Origin of the sequence: Pseudoroseicyclus sp. CXY001, assembly GCF_041714655.1 — a bacterium.
In the GTDB taxonomy this organism is placed as follows: Bacteria; Pseudomonadota; Alphaproteobacteria; order Rhodobacterales; family Rhodobacteraceae; genus Pseudoroseicyclus_A.
Genome location: NZ_CP168219.1, coordinates 3,364,128 through 3,385,000, shown reverse-complemented (window position 1 = coordinate 3,385,000; position 20,873 = coordinate 3,364,128). Strand labels below are relative to the sequence as shown.

General features: G+C 58.3%; 16 protein-coding genes, 1 tRNA gene and 2 rRNA genes (1 of these 19 only partly in view). 13 read left to right on the top strand and 6 right to left on the bottom strand.

Annotated elements, in window-relative coordinates; genetic code table 11:
- From ACAZ03_RS16555 to ACAZ03_RS16545, 3 genes are all read left to right on the top strand, one after another.
- A 23S ribosomal RNA gene (locus ACAZ03_RS16555) occupies positions 1-552 on the top strand (it extends 2,276 nt beyond the left edge of the window).
- 70 nt (positions 553-622) lie between these two features.
- Positions 623-737, top strand: a 5S ribosomal RNA gene (gene rrf / locus ACAZ03_RS16550).
- Positions 738-796: 59 nt separating this feature from the next.
- Positions 797-1,387, top strand: coding sequence for a dTDP-4-dehydrorhamnose 3,5-epimerase family protein (locus ACAZ03_RS16545; protein ID WP_373355216.1), 591 nt, complete (start codon positions 797-799; stop codon positions 1,385-1,387).
- Here ACAZ03_RS16545 and ACAZ03_RS16540 read toward each other — a convergent pair.
- Complete coding sequence (locus tag ACAZ03_RS16540; RefSeq protein ID WP_373355215.1) at positions 1,345-2,205, bottom strand: glycosyltransferase family 2 protein; 861 nt, start codon at positions 2,203-2,205, stop codon at positions 1,345-1,347. The genes ACAZ03_RS16545 and ACAZ03_RS16540 overlap by 43 nt on opposite strands.
- Before the next feature lie 347 nt (positions 2,206-2,552).
- Between ACAZ03_RS16540 and ACAZ03_RS16535 the strand changes: the two genes are divergently transcribed.
- The 3 genes from ACAZ03_RS16535 (at position 2,553) to ACAZ03_RS16525 (ending at position 5,705) form a co-directional block, all read left to right on the top strand.
- The gene (locus ACAZ03_RS16535) at positions 2,553-4,745 is read left to right on the top strand and encodes a PKD domain-containing protein (protein ID WP_373355214.1); all 2,193 of its coding nucleotides are present in this window, start codon (positions 2,553-2,555) and stop codon (positions 4,743-4,745) included.
- A 491-nt stretch (positions 4,746-5,236) separates the two neighbouring features.
- Positions 5,237-5,488 (top strand): hypothetical protein, encoded by a 252-nt coding sequence (locus ACAZ03_RS16530; RefSeq protein WP_373355213.1) that lies wholly within the window; start codon positions 5,237-5,239, stop codon positions 5,486-5,488.
- A gap of 140 nt (positions 5,489-5,628) precedes the next feature.
- Positions 5,629-5,705, top strand: a tRNA-Met gene (locus ACAZ03_RS16525).
- A gap of 125 nt (positions 5,706-5,830) precedes the next feature.
- Here the strand turns inward: ACAZ03_RS16525 and ACAZ03_RS16520 are convergent.
- Complete coding sequence (locus ACAZ03_RS16520; RefSeq protein ID WP_373355212.1) at positions 5,831-6,787, bottom strand: hypothetical protein; 957 nt, start codon at positions 6,785-6,787, stop codon at positions 5,831-5,833.
- A gap of 36 nt (positions 6,788-6,823) precedes the next feature.
- On the opposite strand from ACAZ03_RS16520, the gene ACAZ03_RS16515 reads away from it, so the two are divergent.
- Entirely contained in the window at positions 6,824-7,939 is a 1,116-nt protein-coding gene (locus tag ACAZ03_RS16515) for a glycosyltransferase (RefSeq protein ID WP_373355211.1), read from the top strand.
- A 215-nt stretch (positions 7,940-8,154) separates the two neighbouring features.
- On the opposite strand, the gene ACAZ03_RS16510 is transcribed toward ACAZ03_RS16515, so the two are convergent.
- Both ACAZ03_RS16510 and ACAZ03_RS16505 read right to left on the bottom strand, forming a co-directional pair.
- A complete protein-coding gene (locus ACAZ03_RS16510; protein WP_373355210.1) occupies positions 8,155-9,399 on the bottom strand; it encodes a hypothetical protein in 1,245 nt (414 codons plus the stop codon).
- Positions 9,400-9,450: 51 nt separating this feature from the next.
- Complete coding sequence (locus tag ACAZ03_RS16505; RefSeq protein ID WP_373355209.1) at positions 9,451-11,253, bottom strand: ABC transporter ATP-binding protein; 1,803 nt, start codon at positions 11,251-11,253, stop codon at positions 9,451-9,453.
- 577 nt (positions 11,254-11,830) lie between these two features.
- Between ACAZ03_RS16505 and ACAZ03_RS16500 the strand changes: the two genes are divergently transcribed.
- From ACAZ03_RS16500 to ACAZ03_RS16490, 3 genes are all read left to right on the top strand, one after another.
- On the top strand, positions 11,831-12,769 hold the full coding sequence (locus ACAZ03_RS16500) for a glycosyltransferase family 2 protein (protein ID WP_373355208.1): 939 nt from the start codon (positions 11,831-11,833) through the stop codon (positions 12,767-12,769).
- Between the two features lie 94 nt (positions 12,770-12,863).
- Positions 12,864-13,955 (top strand): glycosyltransferase family 4 protein, encoded by a 1,092-nt coding sequence (locus tag ACAZ03_RS16495; RefSeq protein WP_373355207.1) that lies wholly within the window; start codon positions 12,864-12,866, stop codon positions 13,953-13,955.
- A 50-nt stretch (positions 13,956-14,005) separates the two neighbouring features.
- Positions 14,006-15,055, top strand: coding sequence for a glycosyltransferase family 4 protein (locus ACAZ03_RS16490; protein WP_373355206.1), 1,050 nt, complete (start codon positions 14,006-14,008; stop codon positions 15,053-15,055).
- 27 nt (positions 15,056-15,082) lie between these two features.
- On the opposite strand, the gene ACAZ03_RS16485 is transcribed toward ACAZ03_RS16490, so the two are convergent.
- Together ACAZ03_RS16485 and ACAZ03_RS16480 are read right to left on the bottom strand one after the other, a co-directional pair.
- Positions 15,083-16,348, bottom strand: coding sequence for an O-antigen polymerase (locus ACAZ03_RS16485; protein ID WP_373355205.1), 1,266 nt, complete (start codon positions 16,346-16,348; stop codon positions 15,083-15,085).
- A 1,376-nt stretch (positions 16,349-17,724) separates the two neighbouring features.
- Complete coding sequence (locus tag ACAZ03_RS16480) at positions 17,725-18,495, bottom strand: sulfotransferase family 2 domain-containing protein (RefSeq protein WP_373355204.1); 771 nt, start codon at positions 18,493-18,495, stop codon at positions 17,725-17,727.
- 964 nt (positions 18,496-19,459) lie between these two features.
- Here ACAZ03_RS16480 and ACAZ03_RS16475 point away from each other — a divergent pair.
- The 3 genes from ACAZ03_RS16475 to ACAZ03_RS16465 all read left to right on the top strand — a co-directional run bounded on the left by ACAZ03_RS16475 (position 19,460) and on the right by ACAZ03_RS16465 (position 20,856).
- Positions 19,460-19,636: a hypothetical protein gene (locus tag ACAZ03_RS16475; protein ID WP_373355203.1), complete on the top strand. Its 177-nt coding sequence runs from the start codon at positions 19,460-19,462 to the stop codon at positions 19,634-19,636.
- Positions 19,637-20,160: 524 nt separating this feature from the next.
- Positions 20,161-20,337, top strand: a complete 177-nt coding sequence (locus ACAZ03_RS16470; protein WP_373355202.1) for a hypothetical protein — start codon at positions 20,161-20,163, stop codon at positions 20,335-20,337.
- A complete protein-coding gene (locus tag ACAZ03_RS16465; RefSeq protein WP_373355201.1) occupies positions 20,338-20,856 on the top strand; it encodes a hypothetical protein in 519 nt (172 codons plus the stop codon).
- Positions 20,857-20,873: the final 17 nt, after the last annotated feature.

Below are 20,873 nucleotides of genomic sequence, written 5' to 3'. Positions count from 1 at the left end.
AGCCAGCCTGACTGCGAGACTGACAAGTCGAGCAGAGTCGAAAGACGGCCATAGTGATCCGGTGGTCCCGAGTGGGTGGGCCATCGCTCAACGGATAAAAGGTACGCTGGGGATAACAGGCTGATACTGCCCAAGAGTCCATATCGACGGCAGTGTTTGGCACCTCGATGTCGGCTCATCTCATCCTGGGGCTGGAGCAGGTCCCAAGGGTATGGCTGTTCGCCATTTAAAGAGGTACGTGAGCTGGGTTTAGAACGTCGTGAGACAGTTCGGTCCCTATCTGCCGTGGGTGTAGGATACTTGAGAGGAGTTGCCCCTAGTACGAGAGGACCGGGGTGAACGATCCACTGGTGGACCTGTTGTGGCGCCAGCCGCAGTGCAGGGTAGCTATGATCGGAAAGGATAACCGCTGAAGGCATCTAAGCGGGAAGCCCCCCTCAAAACAAGGTATCCCTTGAGGACCGTGGAAGACCACCACGTCGATAGGCCGGAGATGTAAGCGCTGTGAGGCGTTCAGTTGACCGGTACTAATGGTCCGATAGGCTTGATCTGATCCAGAAACAGCAAGGCTGGACGGTCAGAAGCATACACATAACTTGACTTGGAAATGTTCCTTACTTGATCTGGTGGTCATAGCACGAGTGAAACACCCGATCCCATCCCGAACTCGGCCGTTAAGCACCGTTGCGCTGATGGTACTGCGTCTTAAGACGTGGGAGAGTAGGTCACTGCCAGATCTAGCAAGGAACATGTTTTCTCTCTTTCCGATCTCATTCCCCAAAATCGAGACCAGATGATGAACGTCGAGCGCACCGCGATCGGCGGTCTTTTCGTTGTTCGCTCCCCCTGGATCGAAGATCGCCGCGGCGCCTTTCGCGAGACCTATCGGCAATCGCTGATTGCCGAGGCCTGCGGGCGCCCCTATGACTTTGCCCAGGGCAATGTCTCGCGCTCGGCCGCCGGCGTCCTTCGCGGCTTTCATCTCGAGCCCTGGGACAAGTTCCTGCAGGTCGCCGCGGGGCGGGCGCTGGTGGTGATCCTCGATCCCCGGCCGGGCAGCCCGACATTCGGCAAGCATCTACGTTTCGAGCTTTCGGGGGAGGGGGACCAGCGGCTCCTGATCTCCGAAGGGTTGGCCAATGCCTTCTGGGCGCTGGAGCCTTGCGTCTATCTCAATGATGTCTCGAGGGAATTCACGCGTGACGGGCGGCGCGGCGTGGCCTGGGACGACCCCGACCTCCGCATCGACTGGCCGGGGAAGGATCCGATCCTTTCGGATGCCGACAGATTCTGGCCGAGACTTGCTTCCATTACCGGACTGGCCGTCTCCGGCGGGCTTGCGCGTCAGGAAAACGCCGGATCGAGCCCCGCCGAAAACGCCAGGTGATCCGCCGCCGTGCGGACGCCCGCCCGGATGCCACCGACAAAGCGATCCGGATCCGCCGACAGCTTCTCCCAGACCTGTTGTTGCGGCGTGGCCCCCTCATCCAGATGCAGATGCAACTGGAAGGGCCAGAACCGCTCCTGGTCATAGAGCGAGGCGAGATAGTTGAGCGGCGGCTTGCGATAGAGCCTCTGCCGCCAGTCGGCGCGGAAATGCAGGCAAGTCGGCTGCCGTTCGAGCAGCACCGCTTCTGGGGGCCGATCGGCGATCAGCGCCTTCCAGAGGATCCAGTCTCCGTCCCGCTCCGCCTCCTCCGGCCAAAAGCCGGCGGCCGCCAGGTCTTCACGGCGATGCACCACGCAAGTGGCGGGGATGTCGTTCATCTGCTTGAGGAATCGCTGCCGCCACGGCCGGATCCGCAGATTGATGAAGACAGGCAGCACGAGCCCGTCATCGCGGAGGAAAAGCGGCAGGCTATAGGCGAGCCGCACCTCGGATGACCGGAAGGCCCGCGCCATCCGCTCGAGATGGTCGGGGAAATAGAGATTGTCGTGGCCGAGGAAGGCCACGAGCTTGCCCCGCGCCTCGCGAAGCGCGATGTTGCGGTTGGCATAGCCGAAACTGGGCGCCTTCGGCAGGTCGAACCAGCGGATGCGTGGGTCGCCGAACCCCGACACCACCTCCGCCGTCTCGTCCGTGCAGCCGTCCCCCACGACCAGCACTTCGAAATCCTGCAGGCTCTGCGCCAGGACCGAGCGGATCGCGAGCGCGAGCACGTCGGGCCGGTTGTGCGTCGGCAAAAGGACGGAGAAGAGCGGCATCAGGCACCGAGCCCGGCGGATGACTTCTGCGTGCCGAGGCTCGGCGGATCGCGGTCCGTCATGGCTTTGTGCTCCCGCGAAAGACGCTGCTCGGCCCCTTCTCGCATGCCCGCCCGCGCGCACCAAGTGGCCGGGTTCGCCCGGTGATCTGTCGGCTCATCGTTGTAAAGCTACATCAAGGATCAGGTTTTTCGCCAATTCTACCCAAAGGAATGTGGCGGACCGGCCCACACGCCTCATAGCCTCCGACCGCGGGCGCGCCGCTTGCGGCGCGAGGGGCGGATTTCCTTGGCATGGGAGATTGAGCGATGCTTGTGAGGATCACCGGGCCGGGGGCGGCCATTTTCATGGGCCTTGCGGCCCTCCTGCCCTCGGCGGCGCGGGCGGAGCTCGACACGACCTATTACGAGCTGGTGGAAGACGACAGCCTGCCCTGCTCCATCAACGTCGGCAATCTCGGCGATTACTTCGTGGGCATCTTCTTCGGCGATGGCGAATACGCCAGAGCCAGCGCCGGCACCTATTACGATTACGAGAGCGGGATGCCGGATACGCTCGGCCCCCCCGTCGATTCGGAGTTCTTCCTCGAGGTCTGCGGCGTCAGCAATGCGGTCATCTCGCACAACGATGGTGCCGACAAGACGATCGAGACCGACACAGACTTCAGCATCACCTTCTCCGGCATCCCGCACAACAGCATGGTCCGGCAAACCTGGACCTTTGCCATCCCCCTGGTCAATCAGGCGCCCGTCGCCTATGCCGGCCCGGATCAGGTGGTGACGTCCGGCGCCGCGGTCACGCTCGACGGCAGCGGCACGAGTGATTCCGACGGGGACGACCTCACCTATGACTGGGTGCAGACCGGCGGCCCTTCGGTGGTTCTGCTTCGCGACAGCAGCGATCCGGAGGCGAGTTTCGTGGCCCCGGTTCTCCTGCCCGAGGACGAGCCCGTAGAGCTTGAATTCACCCTCACCGCCTCGGATGGCTCGAAAGAGTCGGAGCCCGATGTGGTGACAATCACCGTCACGGCGCCCGTCAACGACGGCCCGTCTGCGGATGCCGGTCCCGACCAGGTGGTGGACAGCGGGGTCGAGGTGCAGCTCGACGGCAGTGGCTCCTCCGATGCCGAAGGCGATCCGCTCACCTATGCCTGGGTGCAGGAGCTCGGCCCCGAAGTGACGCTCGACGACAGCAGCAGCGCGACGCCGGTCTTCACGGCGCCCGAGGTCGAAGACACGGAGAGCGAGCGCCTGATCTTCGCGCTGACCGTCAGCGACGGCCGTGACCGCGCGATCGACCGCGTCGCCATCGTCGTGCAGGGCGATGCCGTCATCGTCACGCCCCCGCCGACCGATACCGATGCGCCGACCGTCACCCTCTCCGGCGCGCCCGAGAGCCTGAACGGCAGCGAGGCCTTCACTGTCCGCGTTGCCTTCTCGGAGCCGGTGACCGGCTTCACGGAAGGCGACGTCACCCTTAGCGGCGGGCAGATCACGGCGCTGACCGGCGCGGGCGCCAGCTATGCGATCCGCGTCAAGCCGGCGGGCGGCAGCGATGTCACCCTCGCCATCCCGGCGGATGCAGCCGAGGATGCGGCCGGCAACGGCAACATCGCCTCGACTGCCCTCGTGGTCGTCTACACGTCGGTTGATGAGACAGAGGCCGCCATCGCCACCGAGGTGGAGATGCATCAGCGCGCTCTCATCGCCGTGCAGCCCGACCTCGCGTCGGTCTTCCGGGGTGGGCCGGGCGGCGCCAATGCCTCCGTCACCCGGGGCGCGCTCAGCTTTGACCTCGCCACCGGCACGAACAGCCTTCTTTGGCTGCGGGCCGAGGGCTTCCGGCAGGAGAATGGCGGGGCCGAGACGAGCTATGCAAACGCCACGCTCGGCGCCAACCTCTACCGGACGGACAATCTGCTCCTCGGCCTCATGGCCCAGGCGGACAGCTTCGAGGGCGTGAGCGGCGGCATCGAGCTCTCGGGCGAAGGCTGGCTGGCCGGCCCCTTCGCGGTCTACCAGCTGCCGTCGCATCCGCTGCTCTTCACCGGCTCCTACCTCGCCGGCAAGGCGGAGACGGAGGTGACCGGCGGCGCCGCGGGCAGCTACGACAGCACCCGCCAGCTCGTCACCTTCGGGGCGACGGGCGAGCTCGCCTATCCGCGGATCTCACTCTTCCCGGCGGTGGATTACGTCCGCTCCAGCGAGGCCTGGGACGGTTACACCTCCACCGGCGGCGCCGCCGTCTCGGGCGGCGAGGTGGTGGTGGAGGAACTCTCGGCCGGCTTCTCCTTCGAGATGCCGCTCGGCACCGCAGAGCTGACGCTGACTGGCGGGCTTAGCGGCATCGCCAGCCGCACAGCCTCTCCCGCCGGCGACAGCGAGGGCGCCGAGCTAGGCGCCGAGCTCGGCCTACGGAAGACCTGGACCAACGGCAGCGCGCTCAGCCTCAACCTCTTCGAGCGTGGCCTCGGCGACGCCGGCTTCGGCGACGCCGGCTTCGGCTATGGCGGCTCGGTGATGCTCGAACTCACGTTCTGACCCGGGGAAACTGGGACTGGGGGCCGGCTGTCGACACGCGGCCGGCCCCTCTTCTTGCCGGACGATTATGAAGTTGTGGTACTTCCGGCGCAGTGCCACCGCGAAACCTGCGCCTTTGCCTGCCGTCGCGGCTCGCGTCGCACTTTCCCCGCCCTCATCGGGTCTTGGGGGATAAGTCGCTGAGAAATGAGGGGGAGGCGTCGTGTGACCTATTTTTTATCAGTCAAAGACAACGCTGATTGCCGGTCTTCTGGCGCTCGGCCCTATCATGGCTCACGCCGATTCCGGCGGCACTCCGGCGATGTCGGTCAGCGCGATCTGAGATCCCATCCCTCCACGACCCCGTCATTCCGGGCCCGATCGGACTGTGCATTCCGTTCCAGCAGAGAGATCCCGACGATGGATTACGCGCGCCCCTCCGAGCCTGGGACGGCTATACCGCCACCGGCGGAGCGCAGGTCCCGGGCGGCGAGACGGTGGTGGAAAAGCTGATGGCGGAGCTCGTTTTCGAGCTGCCTCGGGCCTTTGCCGAGAACCTGACGCTGACCGGCGGGATCAGCGGCATTGCCAACCGCATCAGCGGCCCGACGGGCGATAGCGAGGCGACGAATCTCGGCACCGAGATCCGGCTGCGGCTGACATGGGCGGAGGCCAACGCGCTCAGCCTCAGCCTCTTCGACCGCGGCATTGGCACGAACGGCCGCGGTTGCGGCGGTTCGGTGACGGTCGAGCTGAGTAACTAGTTCCGCGGGCCCGCCTCGCCCTTCGCGGCGGGCCCGCTCCCCTCCCCGCGCCGTCACGTCACGCATTCGAAATCTGCCTGAAAATCCCGCGGGTGGGGGTTGTGACTGTCGCTCAACTGACATAGATCAGCGGGACTTGGCGCGGGGTGGAGCAGCCCGGTAGCTCGTCAGGCTCATAACCTGAAGGTCGTAGGTTCAAATCCTACCCCCGCAACCAAGGCCACCTCCTAAGACACAGATAGCTACCTTCCGCTCATGGGTGAGCAGGAGCGCTAGTGCACCTTGAAATTTGCCCACCTCTCGTAAGTGGGCAGATTCGCCGATGAGAATCGGTGGCTGACACTAGTTCGAGCTCGGCTTCACCGCCTTCGGCCGCACCGCGCCGTTTTCCAGACCTCGGAGCGGCGTGTTGCGGGGGCCACGAAAAAGCTGGTCGATCACCATATCGGCGCAGCATTTCAGTAGCGTCCGCTTCTTGGGCTGGTGGCACAACGCGCCAAGGAGCGAGGCTGAGGCCAACACTAAGTTAAGCCTGCCGCGGATTCGACGACCGTTGTTCGTAACGGCCTCATATGTGGCAAGGCGATGCCGTGGCAAGTCGTAACGTCGCAGAACTTCTACCACGTGATCTTCATAGGCGTGCACGTCGCGAAAACCGTTCTCCGAGGCCCGCGAACCGACAGGTTGGGTATGCAGAATGGGACAGGAATCGATTACCCCAAAATCCCGCGGCCCTTCGACGACGGAATTGCACCAGATGAGATCAATGCCACTCTCGAACCCCATCGAATAGAGCGGCGAAATCTCCTGCAGTATGTCTTTCCTGAATATTGGGCACATCATTTCTACAAAGTTCACATAGCGCAGAATAAATTGCGGTTGTTGCAGCAGGCCAGCGTAGGAAAAGTGGCTTCCCCAGGCCAATGCTGGCTGTGCGATCTTAAGATCATACTCAGCGACACGGCGGAAACATGCCAACATCACCTCTGCCGTAACCTGCAGGTCCTCGTCCATGAAACAGATATAGTCATATTCATTCACAAGAGCCGCGTGGTCGCGCAGGATGCCGGCATAGCCCTGAACCTTGCTGCCGGGACGGAATTCAACCGTAACACCTGGCTGCGCTTCGGGGGCCGCTCGGGGATCAAAGCAACTCAGGAACGCGTCAAATCCGCGACCTGCGCCACCGATCCAGTGGCGGTGTAGGCTTCGCGTGCCCGTGCGAGACACGATCAAGAACCGAGGCTTTGATTTACGCAGTTCTGAGCGGCTGTCGAGCTTGCTCTTCAAGTCTGTCACGTCTTAGGTGCTCCGAGCTTGCATTCCGATAGTCTGATGGCCATCAATCTGCCGTCGAAAGGCAGGCGAAATCGAGGCCTACACATGCGTGATCTATTCATTCCACGAACCACATACAATGTTGGCGGTGCAAAGGTGGTGACGGATCGCAATCTCCTCTTTGTATCAGAGGCTGCCAAGCTTCAGGGGCACGGCTTCGAGCAAATTGTGCCTGCGGCGCGACGCGGTTCGGCTCACGGGCTATGGGATCGGCTGATATTCCTCTTGTTCCGCATAGATAAGGGCCAGCTAGCAATCGTCCTTCACTCCGCCCGCCGCGGCGACCTCGCCAATGTCTGGCTCGACCATGCCGCATTGGGCCTCGTCATACCACTGCTATGGGTGATCAGGCAGTGCTCACGTTTTCACCATCGGCGGTGGCCAAGGCTCCATCTATTCCATCACAATAATGAATTTCGCTATCTGCTCGATGAATACCGCGAGATGGGAAGTACATTGACACCAAAAAGGCGGTTTCAGCTTGCGCTTACTTGGTTTCAGCAGCGGGTAGGCGCAGCTTTCGCTGACCGCAACTACTTTATATCTCCATCGGAGGTTACGGGCAGCCGGGCCACCGTACTGCCACCAAGTTGGCCAGCGCTGAGCGAATCGTTGCAGAAACATGAGAGCGGCGACTTTGTACTGCTAGTGGGCAGTCAATTCTTCGCGAACGAGCATGGCTTTAGGTGGTATATCGAGAATGTCGCCGAGGTCATTGCGGCGCCAACGATAATCGCCGGGCGAGGGCTAGATGAAGTCTTTGTTTCCTCTGGCAAGGTGACGGTTCTCGGGTTCGTCGATGATCTCGATGCGCTCTATTCCGAAGCGCGAATTGTAGCCGTTCCTATATTTCGGGGTGCCGGTACCAAAGTAAAACTTGTCGAGGCCATTCACGCCGGATGCCAGGTCGTCGCAACGCCCCAGGCGTGCGAAGGGTTGGCCGACAGAGCAGCACTCCTGGCTTCCGGTCAGCTAATCGAGGCCAATAGCGATTGCTTTTCTAGGCGCCTTTCAGACGAACTTGCTGCCAGACCTAAAGCTCCACACTACGCCCATGGTGCCTATATCCACGACCGCTTTCTGCCATCGTTTCTCGCCGCTTATCTGAGTTAATTGGCCAGCCTGAAGAAGTTCCGGAGCTCTTGAGGGTCCTGTCGCCAACCCACTACCAAATATCCGCACGTTAGCCAACGTCGCGAACTCCCGGCGCAAGATCAAACCTATATGAAAACCGCTCTCTGACGAGAATGTACTCGATCATCCGGGGCGGGGCGGCTGCAACATTTCAGATTCGGAATATCTGTCCCTCTGTCCTTAACTGATTGACGCTATCGCTTCAGTCGGTGCCACACGGATCGCAAAGTCTCTGACTTGCGAAGTTGCTTCCGCAAAGCCTGTCCAAGTTGGGCGACCGGTTGCTCGAGCATACCGATCGTTGCCAAAGTCCCCCGAGTTGAACCTGTGCCGGCCCATTTAGCCCCAAGTCGCTGCCCTCCTTCGAAGGCAAAATCTTCGTACCCCCAATAGCAGCGCAAGGTAGATCGGAGGAGATTGGGAGCCGAGACCGGAGGGAAGCCGTCAAACTCAGTCACCTCCAAATGCGACGCCAAGCACTTGCGCCAAAAATCTGTGGACATATAGTGATTGTAGATGCTGACGTGACCTATTCCTGTCCGCAGAGTTTCACGATAGCGGACTGGCGTCGAGGGGCCTAAGCCGTAATCTGCAGACTTGTCGAAAAGCCGAGCCTCTTCACAAACGCTCGAGCTCACGGAAAAGACAGACGATATCCTGTCGGAAGCCAGAAGCGTATAGGTCGACACTGACGTCTCAAGGACTTCAAAGCCAAGCCGTCGCAATTCTCGGAGGACCGTTTGGTTGCGCTCCATTGGATGAAGTTTGACTGCGATAGTGCGTGTTTCCGACATGATTTCGAGTTTCTGGATCAGGGATCTCATGTACTCTTTCGGCCGCAAGAACCGCCCGTTTGATATCATGCTTCGGTCTTCAGACATTTGACCAATAAAGAGCAGCGTCCCATGTGAAAGCTCCGGGTGCTGGCTGCGACCCGCGAAGGCACGGATCGGCGCTGTCTCCAGGCGGGCTTGCCCTTCACTCATGGAAAAGCCATCCAATACTGTTTGGATCTCGTCACTGTTGCTTGCAAAACCGAGCAAAAGATCCTGCATGTAGCGAACCGGATGCAAGACGATGTCTATATAGGGCGTACCAATCTCATCCAAGAGCCGCCGAAGCCCAGGAGGAAGCTCAAAACCTACGACCAGTGCTCCAGCAAAGTGCGGCCGTAACCTGTCTGCCATAGCGTCCGGTAATCGCTCGTAGATTTGGGCCCAGGTATCGAGGGATGGGCTCAAATTGGCGGCGCTATAGAGGGCAGTCAGCGAGGATGAGACATCTTCCACCAACAAACTAGAGATTTCCAATCCGCTAGCGATGCCGATCTGAGCTTGAACAAGTCCGGCAAGCCAGCGAATGTTGAGCTTTTGGCTACTATCAAAAGAACCAGTGGGACGAAAAATATCTCCGGTTATCAGAATTCTACGAATGGCCATCTTCTAATGCCGTGCGAAGATAAATCGGTCACATGCCACACCTCTGCTCATTTAGGTACCGTTAGCCATCTTTATGAACTCCTTGTTCGAGCCGATCAATTCATCGTAGGTGCCTTGCGCGATGATGCGTCCACCTTGCAAAAAGAATATCTTGTCGCAGTTGCGCACTGTAGAAAGCCGGTGCGCAACCATTATTAGAGTGCGGCCACGTTTCGCGGTTTCGATCGCGTCGATGACTTTCTGTTCAGTTTCATTGTCCAAGGCTGAGGTTGCTTCGTCCAGCACGAGAACTTCCGGGTCATGATAGAGTGCGCGCGCGATACCTATCCTTTGCCGTTGCCCCCCGGAAAGCTTCGCGCCGCGCTCGCCGACAATTGTATTCAACCCGTCGGGCATCATGGCGACGACATCGGCCATCTGTGCATCTTCTAGAGCGCTCCAGACCGCATAATCGTCAATATTGGCAATGGCTTCACCCATAGCAACGTTGCGTCGAATGGAAGCATCTGACAGGAAGATTTCTTGGGGAATGTAACCGACCTTGGACTGCCAGGAGCGCAGATTGTTTGCGACGGACCTCCCTCCGACCTGAATATCCCCAGACTCGATATCAAGAAATCCTAAGATCGTGTCGACGGCCGTGCTCTTGCCAGATCCCGTTGGGCCGACGAATGCAACCGAACTACCGACCGGAATTTCCAGAGACAAATCCTTCAGAGCATTTCTTGCGGCTCCGAAGTGGCGGACGTTGACATCTCGTAGAACTATGTCGCCCACGGGATGGTCGCCCCGGACCGGAGCGGCAAGTTGTCGAGCTTGCATCACGTTCTCTATGCCCAATTCGTCAAATTCCTTCAGGACATTGTGCAATGCCGCGACATTGGCTCGCATGCTCGAAATCGAGCCAGTTATCCCAAATAGTGCCGGTAGTGCGCGCACAGCAACAGCGCCCAGCATGGTCAAAGTTGGCACAATCGTATCAAGGGGGCGGCCCGCCATCAGCAGCATCAATACCATCAAGATCAGTAGTGACAAACCAATCGTCTCGAAGAGCGGCTTGGGTAACATTTGTATGAAGCGCGTGATCCGAAATGCTTCTTCGCGCTTCGCGATGTGAACATCGGCGTCGCAAAAAATTTCGCGCTCGAGCCCTCGCAACTTAATATGCTTGTAGCCGCCGAGTCCCTCATTGAGTTTCTGAATTAAGCTCTTGTTATGGGCGCTGAGTTCATATCCAAGTGCCGTAAGTCGGGCGCGATTAAACCAGTTGAAGAGATAGCCGCCCCCACCTGCAAAAATGCCGATGCAGAGACCCAGTAGAGGATCAGACACTAGCACAATCAGCAACAGAGAAAACAGAAGGAAAATGTTCATAATCATAATAAGTAGTGGAAGAATGTATGATTGAACTAGCCGGACCGATTCTCCTGCAGCGATATTGATGCACTGGGCTGTATTGCGAGAGTGAATATAGAAATAAGGTGCATTAATGTAACTACTGAAGAGCGCCCGGGTAACGTCGCTAGTAATTCGCGCAGAGATCGTGGCCTGACCACGAAAGACCAGCGCCAAAGCGAGCCCTTTGAGGCAAAAAATGAAAATGATGAGGCAGCCCAATAAGTAAATGAATGCAGAAGGGCCTTTCAGGCCCGCGGTAGCCATGATCGAGCTCACGATAGGCTGGGTCAGAATTGCTTCGGGATTCCCAACTGCGGTAACGAAGAGTGGTATGGAGGCGATGGCAATGAATTCCAGAAAGCTAGTCGCGATCATTCCGAGCATTTGTCCGACCAGCATGCGGCGGTGGCTGCTGGACAGAATACTCCACAGGCGGCGCAAGTCACTGAGTTCCAAGTTTCACCTATCGTCGGATCACGAGCGGAAATGCCCAAAGTACGACCGCGTTTCACTCAAATCCATGAGTCTAATCGGAAGTGCTTTCCAAAAATCTATCGGCCGTCACGCCCGGTGGCGCCATTCCGGCGAGATACCTAGGCGCGCCCCCACTCGCTGTCAACCGCACCGCCCTCTCGGAGAGTTTAGGTGTCGGCCCGCTGCTGGCTAAGTTGCAAAAATTGGGCGTTAGGACCGCATGCGCAAAGGAGAGAGGCGAGGTACGTCTCGGCCGCTTGTGTTGGTTATGCCGAAGAATGTCGGTCGGCCGACTTGCGCGCCAAGACGCGTTGTTTTGGCGCGACTTACGTCAGCGGCTCCGCGTCGGTTGGCTGCGGGGACAGGCCTTGGTTGTATCTGACTGATACTACCCTTAGGAACCTAGGAAGTCGTCTAGGCTTGGTTAGGGGTAGATCCTTGTGCATCTACATGACTTCGGAAGCGCACTATGGTGCTATTTTTGGTGAGCAGATGAGTCGTGTTCTACGCTTTAAGGCTGAGGAGCTATTGCAAATGGCAGCTACGTTAGGCGCGTCGCATGAAAAAGCCGCCGATCTGCTTTGAGCCGCGGCCGGTCGCTTCATCGTGTCCGGCGTTTGAACCGTCAAGCGAGCGGAACACGTTCGCACTTTCTTTGATCGTGTGTAGTATCGGGCGCACAGATAAGCTCTCTCGATTAGCTAACTCGTTGGCTCTGCAGAGTTGGCGCGATTTTGAGTTGGTGCTAGTTGATCAGGCGGAGCCCGGTGTAGTTGATCAATTTGTAGCCGATTTGCCCTTTTGGCTGACGGTCAGTCGTATCCGGACACCACGTGGCCTATCTAGAGGGCGAAACGCTGGGCTGCGCGTGGCGCGAGGAGCGATCATCGCGCTGCCGGACGATGATGCTTGGCTTCCCAATACTCTTGTTGCCGATGTCATCGCGCACTTTGAATCTAGTCCCCAATGCGCGTTCATTTGCGGCGTTACCAGAGATGCCACAGGCAATTTGTCCAACGGGACATTCCTTGGTCGACAGAGCGAGATTGATCGAACTAACGTTTTCAGATCGGGAAATTCTAACGCGATATTTGTGCGCATTGAAGCTATGCGGGCCGTCGGCGGCTTCAATGAGTCACTTGGCGTCGGGGCTGGTACGCCTTTCGGTGCAGGTGAAGAGACTGACCTGATGCTGCGATTGTTGCAAGCTGGAGAGTCGGGTCTATTCCTGCCTGAGCTAATGGTCCACCACGACCAGATCAGCCCCGTCCAGCAGAAATTGAACGGGGAGGCGTTTCTTCAGCGCGCCACTACTTACGCTCAGGGCTACGGTAGAGTCCTGCGGCTGCATGGCTATTCTAGGTTCTTCGTTCTTTGGAAGATCTTTCGAAATATTGGCGCTTTGATCCTGGCGCTATTGCGCGTCGATATTGCCGAAGCTCGTCGACGCTGGCGATGGGTGACCGGTATTGCGCGCGGGTATTGGAGCAAGGTTTGATGTCGGAAGGAGGCATGCTGGCGCAAGGTACCGGTTGTGGGTCGAGGCCGGTACTTCGCCCTAAAGAATTTCGATTACTTCTCGGGTATCGAACGTGAAGGTCCTACATGTCTGTGAAACGGCGCGTGGTGGGGTCGGAACCTACATCGACACGCTCACTTCGTTGGAGCGGGAACGGATCTCCACGCTGATCCTGCTGCCAGAGGAGCATGCGTCGATTATCGATGCCGCAACGTCGCGGCGGACCTATCGACGTCGTGGGCGTTCTATCGGCGCTCTGATAAACTTGGTCGTTGCTGCAGTCCGTATCCGCTTTAGTTATCGCCCCGACATTGTCATTTGCCACTCGACATTCACGCTTATGGTGCTATTAGTGCTTCGGTCACTCTCGCCGGGTGTGAAGTTCATTTATTGCGCCCATGGCTGGGCCGGGTCGCGCGAGATGGACAATGCTCTCAACGCGCGCTTGGTCCGCTGGATCGAGGGATTGCTCTCCGGTATGGCGCACAGGACAATCTGCGTTTCGGTTGCAGATATGCAATATGCTCTTAGCAATGGCTATCTCGGGAAATTCGTCCTCATCGAGAACGCTGTCCGGCCGGTTCAGGAGCCGGTTGAGACCGTGACTTGGACAGATGGCGAGGATGTCGGCCAGAATATACACATTCTCTTTGTTGGCCGGCTCGACCGGCAAAAAGGATTAGACCTGCTGCTCGACGCCTATTCAAAAGCCCGCCTTAAGAACTTGCGCTTGCGTCTGCACGTGATCGGCGAGGCCGTGGTGTCCAACGTCAAGAGGCAAGGCGCCGATCGCTCGGTCGAGGGTGTGGATTTTCTGGGCTGGGTCAATGCTGAGCGGATCGACGGCTATTATAGCGCTGCCGATCTAGTGGCTGTCCCATCGCGTTGGGAGGCCTTCGGACTTGTGGTCGCCGAGGCCTATCGGAATGGGACGCCAGCCTTGGTGAGCGATAGGGGCGCACTCCCCGACCTGGTCGTCGATGGCGTCACCGGGTTCGTAGTGCCTCTGACCTCGGATAGCCTGGCGGCGGCGTTGATAAAGTTGGATAAAGCAACCCTCCGGGCGATGAGATCGTCCAGCCTCGAACATTTTCAGCGGCGTTTCGATGCCACCAGGTTTGGTGGGGAGATCGCGGCGTTGTATGATGAATTGAAGACGACATGAGAGCCCCGTTTCGCTCTTTTGCGGTCAACGCCCGCTTCCTAACCCGAAGAATGACCGGTGTCGACCGGGTGGCTATTGAGATGCTAAGGGCGCTGTCAGCTCGCCCGGACATCGAGCGACTAACTCTGTTGCATCCGCAAAGTGGAGACCTGCATATCGAGTGGCTTGCTCAATTGCCACCTGAGCAGCGTGCAAAGTTCAGTTTACAGCCGCTCGGGCGGTTCGGTGGCTATGCTTGGGAACAGATCGAACTTTCGCGAGCCATGCCGCAGGAGATGCTTCTGAGCCTGTGCACTACCGGGCCGGTGATGCGCCGAAGTCAAGCGGTGCTGATCCATGATGCCCAGCCTTGGGATGTGCCAGAGGCGTTCACCCGAAGATTCCGCCTAGCCTACCGGATACTGTTACCCATACTGGCCCGGCGGGCGAACCATGTGATGACAATCTCGCAGTTCGCTCGTGGCCGGCTTGAGTCGCTGTCAATTGTGCCGCGTGGCAAGGCTCTGGTGGTGCTAAATGGCGCCGACCACATCCTGCGGAACGCCGCCGATTCCGAGGCTCTCCCGAGGCTCGGACTTAAGGCGGGCGGCTATCTACTGGCAATCGGCAATCTCGCCCCTCACAAGAACCTGAAGCTACTCGCCGAAGCAGCGGCGGCCCGGACACCTGGTGCGCCTGAACTGATCATCGCCGGTGGCTCCCTCGCGAGGGTGTTCAACGATACCGGCCTGCAAGCGCGACCCGGACTGCGGCTCATAGGTCGAGTCACCGACGGTGAGCTGCGGGCTTTGTGCGAAGGCGCCCAGGCCTTGGTGTTCCCCTCGATAACGGAGGGGTTCGGCCTGCCGCCGGTCGAAGCGATGTTCTGCGGCTGCCCAGTGATCGCCACTACAGGCGGGGCTGTTCCAGAAATCCTACGAGATGCCGCCATATTTGTGGATCCGCACGATGGGCCCGGCTGGACGGCCGCAATGGAGCGCATCGCTGCCGATTCCACGTTACGCGACGACCTGAGGGCGCGCGGGCGTAAGCAGGCAAGGAACTATACCTGGTCGGCTGCTGCGGAAGCGCTGATTGTGGGTCTGCAAACAACGGGCTGAAGAAGCCGATCGAAGGTAAACACGCGGTTAGCTCTGTAAAGTGCGACTCGCGACTTTGGCGCGCAGCTTGACGTACCTAGCTTGAAGGAACAACAGAATAAGTATGCAGCACCACGCCGGAAAGGCGCGGCTGCTCGGCCAATACAATATGCGTCCGAAATCGAGAATGCCAACCATCCAGAACGGATAGATAATCAAGCCATAAACAGCAAATCTCCTAAAGGCATTAAAGAGGCGCCCCGAAATAAAGCCGATAAGTCCAGAAATCAGTGATCCGCCAATCACGCCGAAATCAAGATAGAGAAAACCTATGCCGCCATAAAGGTTGAACTCAAGATTGGCAAAACTCCTCAGTGCTTGCCCAAACAGCAAGCTGTTAGCTTCAGCCTTGCTCTCAAGAAGCGGATTTCCAGGAATTGGGAACCGATATAGAAAATCCAGCGTCCAAATTGGCTGCCAAGTAGGCTTAATAAAGTCCATGGCCATGCCGAAATTATTAAATGCTGTATAGTAGTAACTCGCAAAGCGCACAGTCGAGAACACCACGATGTTACTGTATTGACTTCGGTAGAATTCCCAAGATCTGAAATACTCGAACAAACCAAACAGAGCAATCGCGCCCGCAACAGCGAATAATGGCGCCAGGTTCAAGAGCGTGCGGTTGCGAGCTGTGTAGACTGAATAGACAACAAGGATCGGGACCACAACCTCGATTACGGCAAGCCGTTCGTGCCATAGGAGCGCTCTATAGGCAGAAAGGCCTATAAGCGACCAGATCATTAGCTTCATCCACCGATTTAGGCTGCGTGAGATCTCGACGCGGGAGAAACGTACGAGCGAACAATAAGTTACTACAAATATGCCCAATTGGGTTGCTGTCGTCACTCCGGGAACTTGATTTCCGAGGTTTGCATAGCCGATACTACCATTCTTGAACGATTCTACGGTGGCCAAACTCAACGTTGAGCCGAACGCCAGAAGATATGCGGCGATCGTGACGATATAAGCACCGACCGCAAAGTTGACGACACTCCTGTGAAGCAAGAATTCAAAAGCTCTTTCTAGTGCAATGCTAGAGCGCGGGCGGCGCCGCGAAGAAAAGATGGCCAAGAGTGCGCCGAGGGCAAAAATGCATAGCATCATAAGGCAGTTTAATACTAGCGCGCCGTCGACATACTTATACGACCGCATAATGCTTAAATAGCTATCTTCGGGCACGCTCCAAGAGGCGAAGGCTAGTCCGATCCAAACCAATATCAAGGCAACTGGGTTGAGCCAGACGGGGATAATCACTTTAAGCTGCTCACTTCAATCTTTGCCCTGCTTTGGGCAGGCGGCCCCGCGCAAACGTTGCCATGCACCATTTTCAAATATTTGACAACAGTGAGTCTTCGACTGTGATCTAAGCTGGTGGTGGCTTGTAGACCTGGTTTGGTGCTTTCAAACTAAGTTTGTAGATGCGAATAGGGTTCTATGTCGACATCCACTACCGAGACGCCGCGAAGTTACTCAACGTCACGCGGCGGAGAGGCCATTTTTTAACCCTATGGTCTGGGCACGTGCCCCTCATGCATCCGACATGCTCTGACTCGCGCGTTGATCCGCTGCCAGAGGATCGGCTGCACTACAGGCCCGCCATTCCCGGCCTCAAGGCCAGCTATCCCTGCAAACCGGCCGGTTTCGCCTAGGGATTGAACGACGATCTACAGCAGGACATGGAAGTGGAGGATTGACATTGTACCGCGACCGATGGCCCGGAATCCGATTTCCACCCATGTTCCGGCGAGACAATACCATGCCACGACAAGCGCGAGTCCGCCCATGGTGCGCGCGAGAAGCGGGAGGTCCGCGGCGCCATAAGGCGCAGGTTCATGGCGGTACGAGTCCCTACAAGCCATAGCAGGATAGTCACGGCCGCCACTATGGGGGACCCCAGTTCGGCCAGTTGCCCTTCGCCCGAGCCTTTCCGACTAAGTGACCTACTAAAGCGATGAACATCGCCTAAGGAAGTAGATCAATGCTCCAGAGCCTGCCGAGCGGCCCAGGTCCACCTGGGCATCGTAGGCTCTCCGACCAGAGACGCTAATGTCAGTTTAGCCCAATCCAGACGAGAGCTACAAGTGCACCCAGCTTCGCCAATTGGCCGACGCCGCTCGTACCGCTCCCGACAAGGAAAGGCAGTGTTGAGAGGACAAGGAACAGGAGCGGCAAGAACCACAGTTGGGACGACGGTAAAGTTCGCCAGTCCCCCAGAAAAGCCTCGTCGTGCACCGGCGACATCGCCGCCACGCAATGTCAATTTGCTGCCGCCAGCGCCGTGGCTGCAAGCAACCCGGGTAGAAGTACTCTTCGTGCAATCGGTAGCGGTGAGAACCTAGCACGCGCCAGATAGCCCGACATCAGGAAAAATGCCGGCACATAGAAGAGCTAGATTTACATCACTTTGGGAAAGGCGGTGCCGAAGACAGTATTGTGACCAAGGACGACCGGGCGCATCGCCAGTCATCTCACCAAATCGTATTCATCGGGTGAGACCCTAACGAAGGAATTAAAGGCCAGCAGAATCAAATGCGGAGGCAATTTACGATCTTCGAGTGCGATTGCGCGAGGAAATGACACTGCGCGGAGATGCGACGCAAGGATCAGCCAAGGGAATCGGCGCGCAAAATTCAGGCGGACGTGCGATAGAACAGTTCAAAATCCTCTGAGTAGCGCCGCCGGATCTGCGCCCTTGCCGAAGGAGATATCTCGAAATCGGTGCGGTCCGCTGCGTTTTCCTTGCGCCCTTCACTGGGCGGCAGGCCGATTTCCTCAGATACTGCTCTATAATCACGCTCAAAACTCTCGGTGTGAATGATTCTGAGGCGAGGGTCAGAAACGACCTCCGATCCTACTAAGTCAAATTGGCTTCGAAAATGCGGCTCGCACTCTGCATCGGGCAATTCTGCAATCAACGAAACAAAGTCTTCGAAACTCGTTGATGCGCTAAAACTGTACAACTCAGCCAGGGCGCTCTGTTTAGTTTGGGGCCAGCCTGTTCCTACGACCTTATCGAAGTAGAAAGAAATTAATCTTGCTTCAGGGTGACGCACAGGAACCAATATGTAGCGTACATCCGGCTTCAGCAGTCTGGCTTGATCACATCGATATGGTGATTCTCGCAGGGCTCGGTGAATTCTCTGCTTGTCTTTCACCGAATCAATAGCATCGTAAATTGCGGTGCGATTTTTCGCTTCGAGCGAATCTAGGATCAAGTACTTTAGCGAGGTATTTGCCGCCTTGGGCACAGTAATAAATCCCGTCTTCCACTCCGGAAAATAGAGATCATCGCGCCAAGCTCCAAGATCTCGGCGTTGTGCCTCGGGCGAGGGGTGCGGGGACTGATAGCCCAGGCGTCGGGCAATCGCCTTGAACATTTGTCCGGGGGCGGAATTGAACATGAAGCACCTAAACGTCAAAATTGATGAGCGTGGGTTTCGTCTGGGTGTAATCGGGAGCGCATCTCGTACCGAATTCAACCGCTTGCAATATAACGCAGAATTGAAGTGTACTACAATCGATTATTGGCGCGCCTCTTGAGCAAGAGGGTCGATTTCCATTCGGCGAGATTTGCGTACCCATCGTGCATAAGATGATCTCTGTGATGTGGCTGACGCGTTCAATCGTGATGATGATCCTGTGCCAGGGCGATACTTCGGCCCCTGGTCGGCGCGCGGTTAGAAAAATGCGATGGTAATGACCCGTTTCGCCGGCGGGTTGTCGAGTTCTTGGAAATGCCGGTAACTCCCTTTGCTTCCACGTGTCTCTACCGATCGCGTTGGGTTCCAATGGACACAGCGCTCCTGGAGCGCCGGTTACGCAGCTCTCTCGAGGTCGCCCGCGCGCGCCAACAGGAACATCGCGACTGTGCGCAAAACCTTCAGCGACCGGAAGTGGGAACCGATGAGCAGCCGCGGGATGCGGAAGCCGACGCTTCCGGCCAGGTCTTCCAAACCGATCACAGCCGTTGTGATGCTCTTCCCACAAAGTCAGCATGGGTTTTGGCGCCGAGCGCCAGCTCCATCGCCGTTCCGCTGCGAAACTCAACACCCCTCGCATCATTAAGCATCTGCCATCGTCTCCACCAGCGCTCAAACACTCATCAAAAGTCTAGTCATTGGATGCATGCAGGGCTGCATCCCAGCCACTCTAGACCTCTGCTGCACGCACTGGAAGCTCTTCTCGCTAGTTGGGCCAGTGAAGGTCCCGAGCTGTTAGTTCTGCGCCCAGTTCACTGAGCACCCAACTTGCCCGTTGTGCGACATTTCTCCGATGCCTCCCACAAACCTGAGTGAATCTGCACATCCGGCTTGGCGCTTGATCGAAGGCAGGGCGCCTTTCGGGATCAAGCTACTTGGCCGACTTATGCAACAGCACATCATTGGCCAGAGGCACACCGGTAAATCCGCATTCTTCGCCAAGTTGGCGCTCCAGTATGCGGCGGCCAAAATCCGCTTCTGCGTCACCGACTCCTACGGCGATTTCGCTGATGAGCTGCCGGCTCTCCTATGCCGCTCCGCAATTTCTGTTCTGGACCGCTGATCCTGCTAATCAATACGGGTACAATCCGCTCACGCTCGAACCTGCCCGTATCGACCGCTGGTCGCCTACGGTTTGATCGATGCCCTGAAGAAGCAATGGGCGGATGCCTGGTGCGTGCGTATGGACATGGCCTGAGTCATACGCTCATCCCGCGTCTCGAGGAGCCCCGGGTCGACCTGTGCGTTCGGGTGCCCTGAGGAGAGCAGATCTCAGCGCTCGCATGCCTTAGACCGGAAGTTGCGCAACCTCTGTACAAACAAGTTCTCCAGCATGAATAAATAGGCACGCTCGATGGCGTCGACCCCCTCGCCCAAAAGTTCGGTGAGTTCCTCGCTCACCCTAAACTGGGCAGACCCTCTGCGAGCCGCAAGAGCCGCTGCGATTTCGCCTGATCATCGACCCAGGGCGCCCTCCAGGGCGGCGTTTTGCGTTTGGGCCCCATGTGCGGTAGGGGCCTTGCCCTTCCAGTGACAGGATGGCCTGCATCCGCACCCCAACTGCTCATCCGCCTTTAGGAGATGCCCATGGAAGACGCAGTGCATGACACCGCCAAAGCAGCCGCCGAGGTGATCCGCGACCCCGTCTGCGGCGTGACGGTTGACCCGGCGAAGGAGAAGGCCACGCATTATCATCACAGCCGGTCCTTCCGTTTCGGCTCCGAGGGAAGCAGGACGAAATTCGCCGCCGATCCCAGGGCGTGAATGACCGCGACCGATCCTGTCTGCGGCATGAGTATCGACCGGGCCTCGGCCCCGCACATGACGAAGCACGAGGGCACGCGGGTCTATTTCTGCTCCGGCCGTCGCCAGGAGAAGTTCGAGGTCAATCTTGCCGCTGACGAGGGCGCGCGGCCCAAGGTCGAGGCGCCGGCGGGCGCGCAATGGACCTGCCAGATGCATCCCGAACTCATCGACTTCCCGCCGCCGGCTCTGGATCGCCGCGCCGATGCCGGCGGCGGTTTTCGCGCTCGGGATGAGCGAGCAAATCGGCCTGCCGATCCGCGACTGGCTGGGAAAGGCGCCGTTCTTCTGGTTCCAGGCCGTACTGGCGACCGCCGTTCTGTGGATCACGCAGGTCTTCTTCCGGCGCGGCCGGGCCTCGATCCGCAGCCGCTCGCCCAACATGTGGTTGCTTATCGCCATCGGCACCGGCGCCTCATAGCTACTCTCGATGCGACGCTGCTGGTGCCGGGGGAGGAGCTCGCCGCCATCCTCCCCTAGGCCGCCTCCGGGGCCTT

Coding starts and splice junctions, on each gene's coding strand:
- ACAZ03_RS16465 (WP_373355201.1), top strand. CDS start 20,338: ATGACCGCGACCGATCCTGTCTGCGGCATGAGTATCGACCGGGCCTCG.
- ACAZ03_RS16545 (WP_373355216.1), top strand. CDS start 797: ATGAACGTCGAGCGCACCGCGATCGGCGGTCTTTTCGTTGTTCGCTCC.
- ACAZ03_RS16475 (WP_373355203.1), top strand. CDS start 19,460: ATGCAACAGCACATCATTGGCCAGAGGCACACCGGTAAATCCGCATTC.
- ACAZ03_RS16540 (WP_373355215.1), bottom strand. CDS start 2,205: ATGCCGCTCTTCTCCGTCCTTTTGCCGACGCACAACCGGCCCGACGTG.
- ACAZ03_RS16500 (WP_373355208.1), top strand. CDS start 11,831: ATGAAAAAGCCGCCGATCTGCTTTGAGCCGCGGCCGGTCGCTTCATCG.
- ACAZ03_RS16490 (WP_373355206.1), top strand. CDS start 14,006: ATGACCGGTGTCGACCGGGTGGCTATTGAGATGCTAAGGGCGCTGTCA.
- ACAZ03_RS16480 (WP_373355204.1), bottom strand. CDS start 18,495: ATGTTCAATTCCGCCCCCGGACAAATGTTCAAGGCGATTGCCCGACGC.
- ACAZ03_RS16530 (WP_373355213.1), top strand. CDS start 5,237: ATGGCGGAGCTCGTTTTCGAGCTGCCTCGGGCCTTTGCCGAGAACCTG.
- ACAZ03_RS16535 (WP_373355214.1), top strand. CDS start 2,553: ATGGGCCTTGCGGCCCTCCTGCCCTCGGCGGCGCGGGCGGAGCTCGAC.
- ACAZ03_RS16470 (WP_373355202.1), top strand. CDS start 20,161: ATGGAAGACGCAGTGCATGACACCGCCAAAGCAGCCGCCGAGGTGATC.
- ACAZ03_RS16510 (WP_373355210.1), bottom strand. CDS start 9,399: ATGGCCATTCGTAGAATTCTGATAACCGGAGATATTTTTCGTCCCACT.
- ACAZ03_RS16515 (WP_373355211.1), top strand. CDS start 6,824: ATGGCCATCAATCTGCCGTCGAAAGGCAGGCGAAATCGAGGCCTACAC.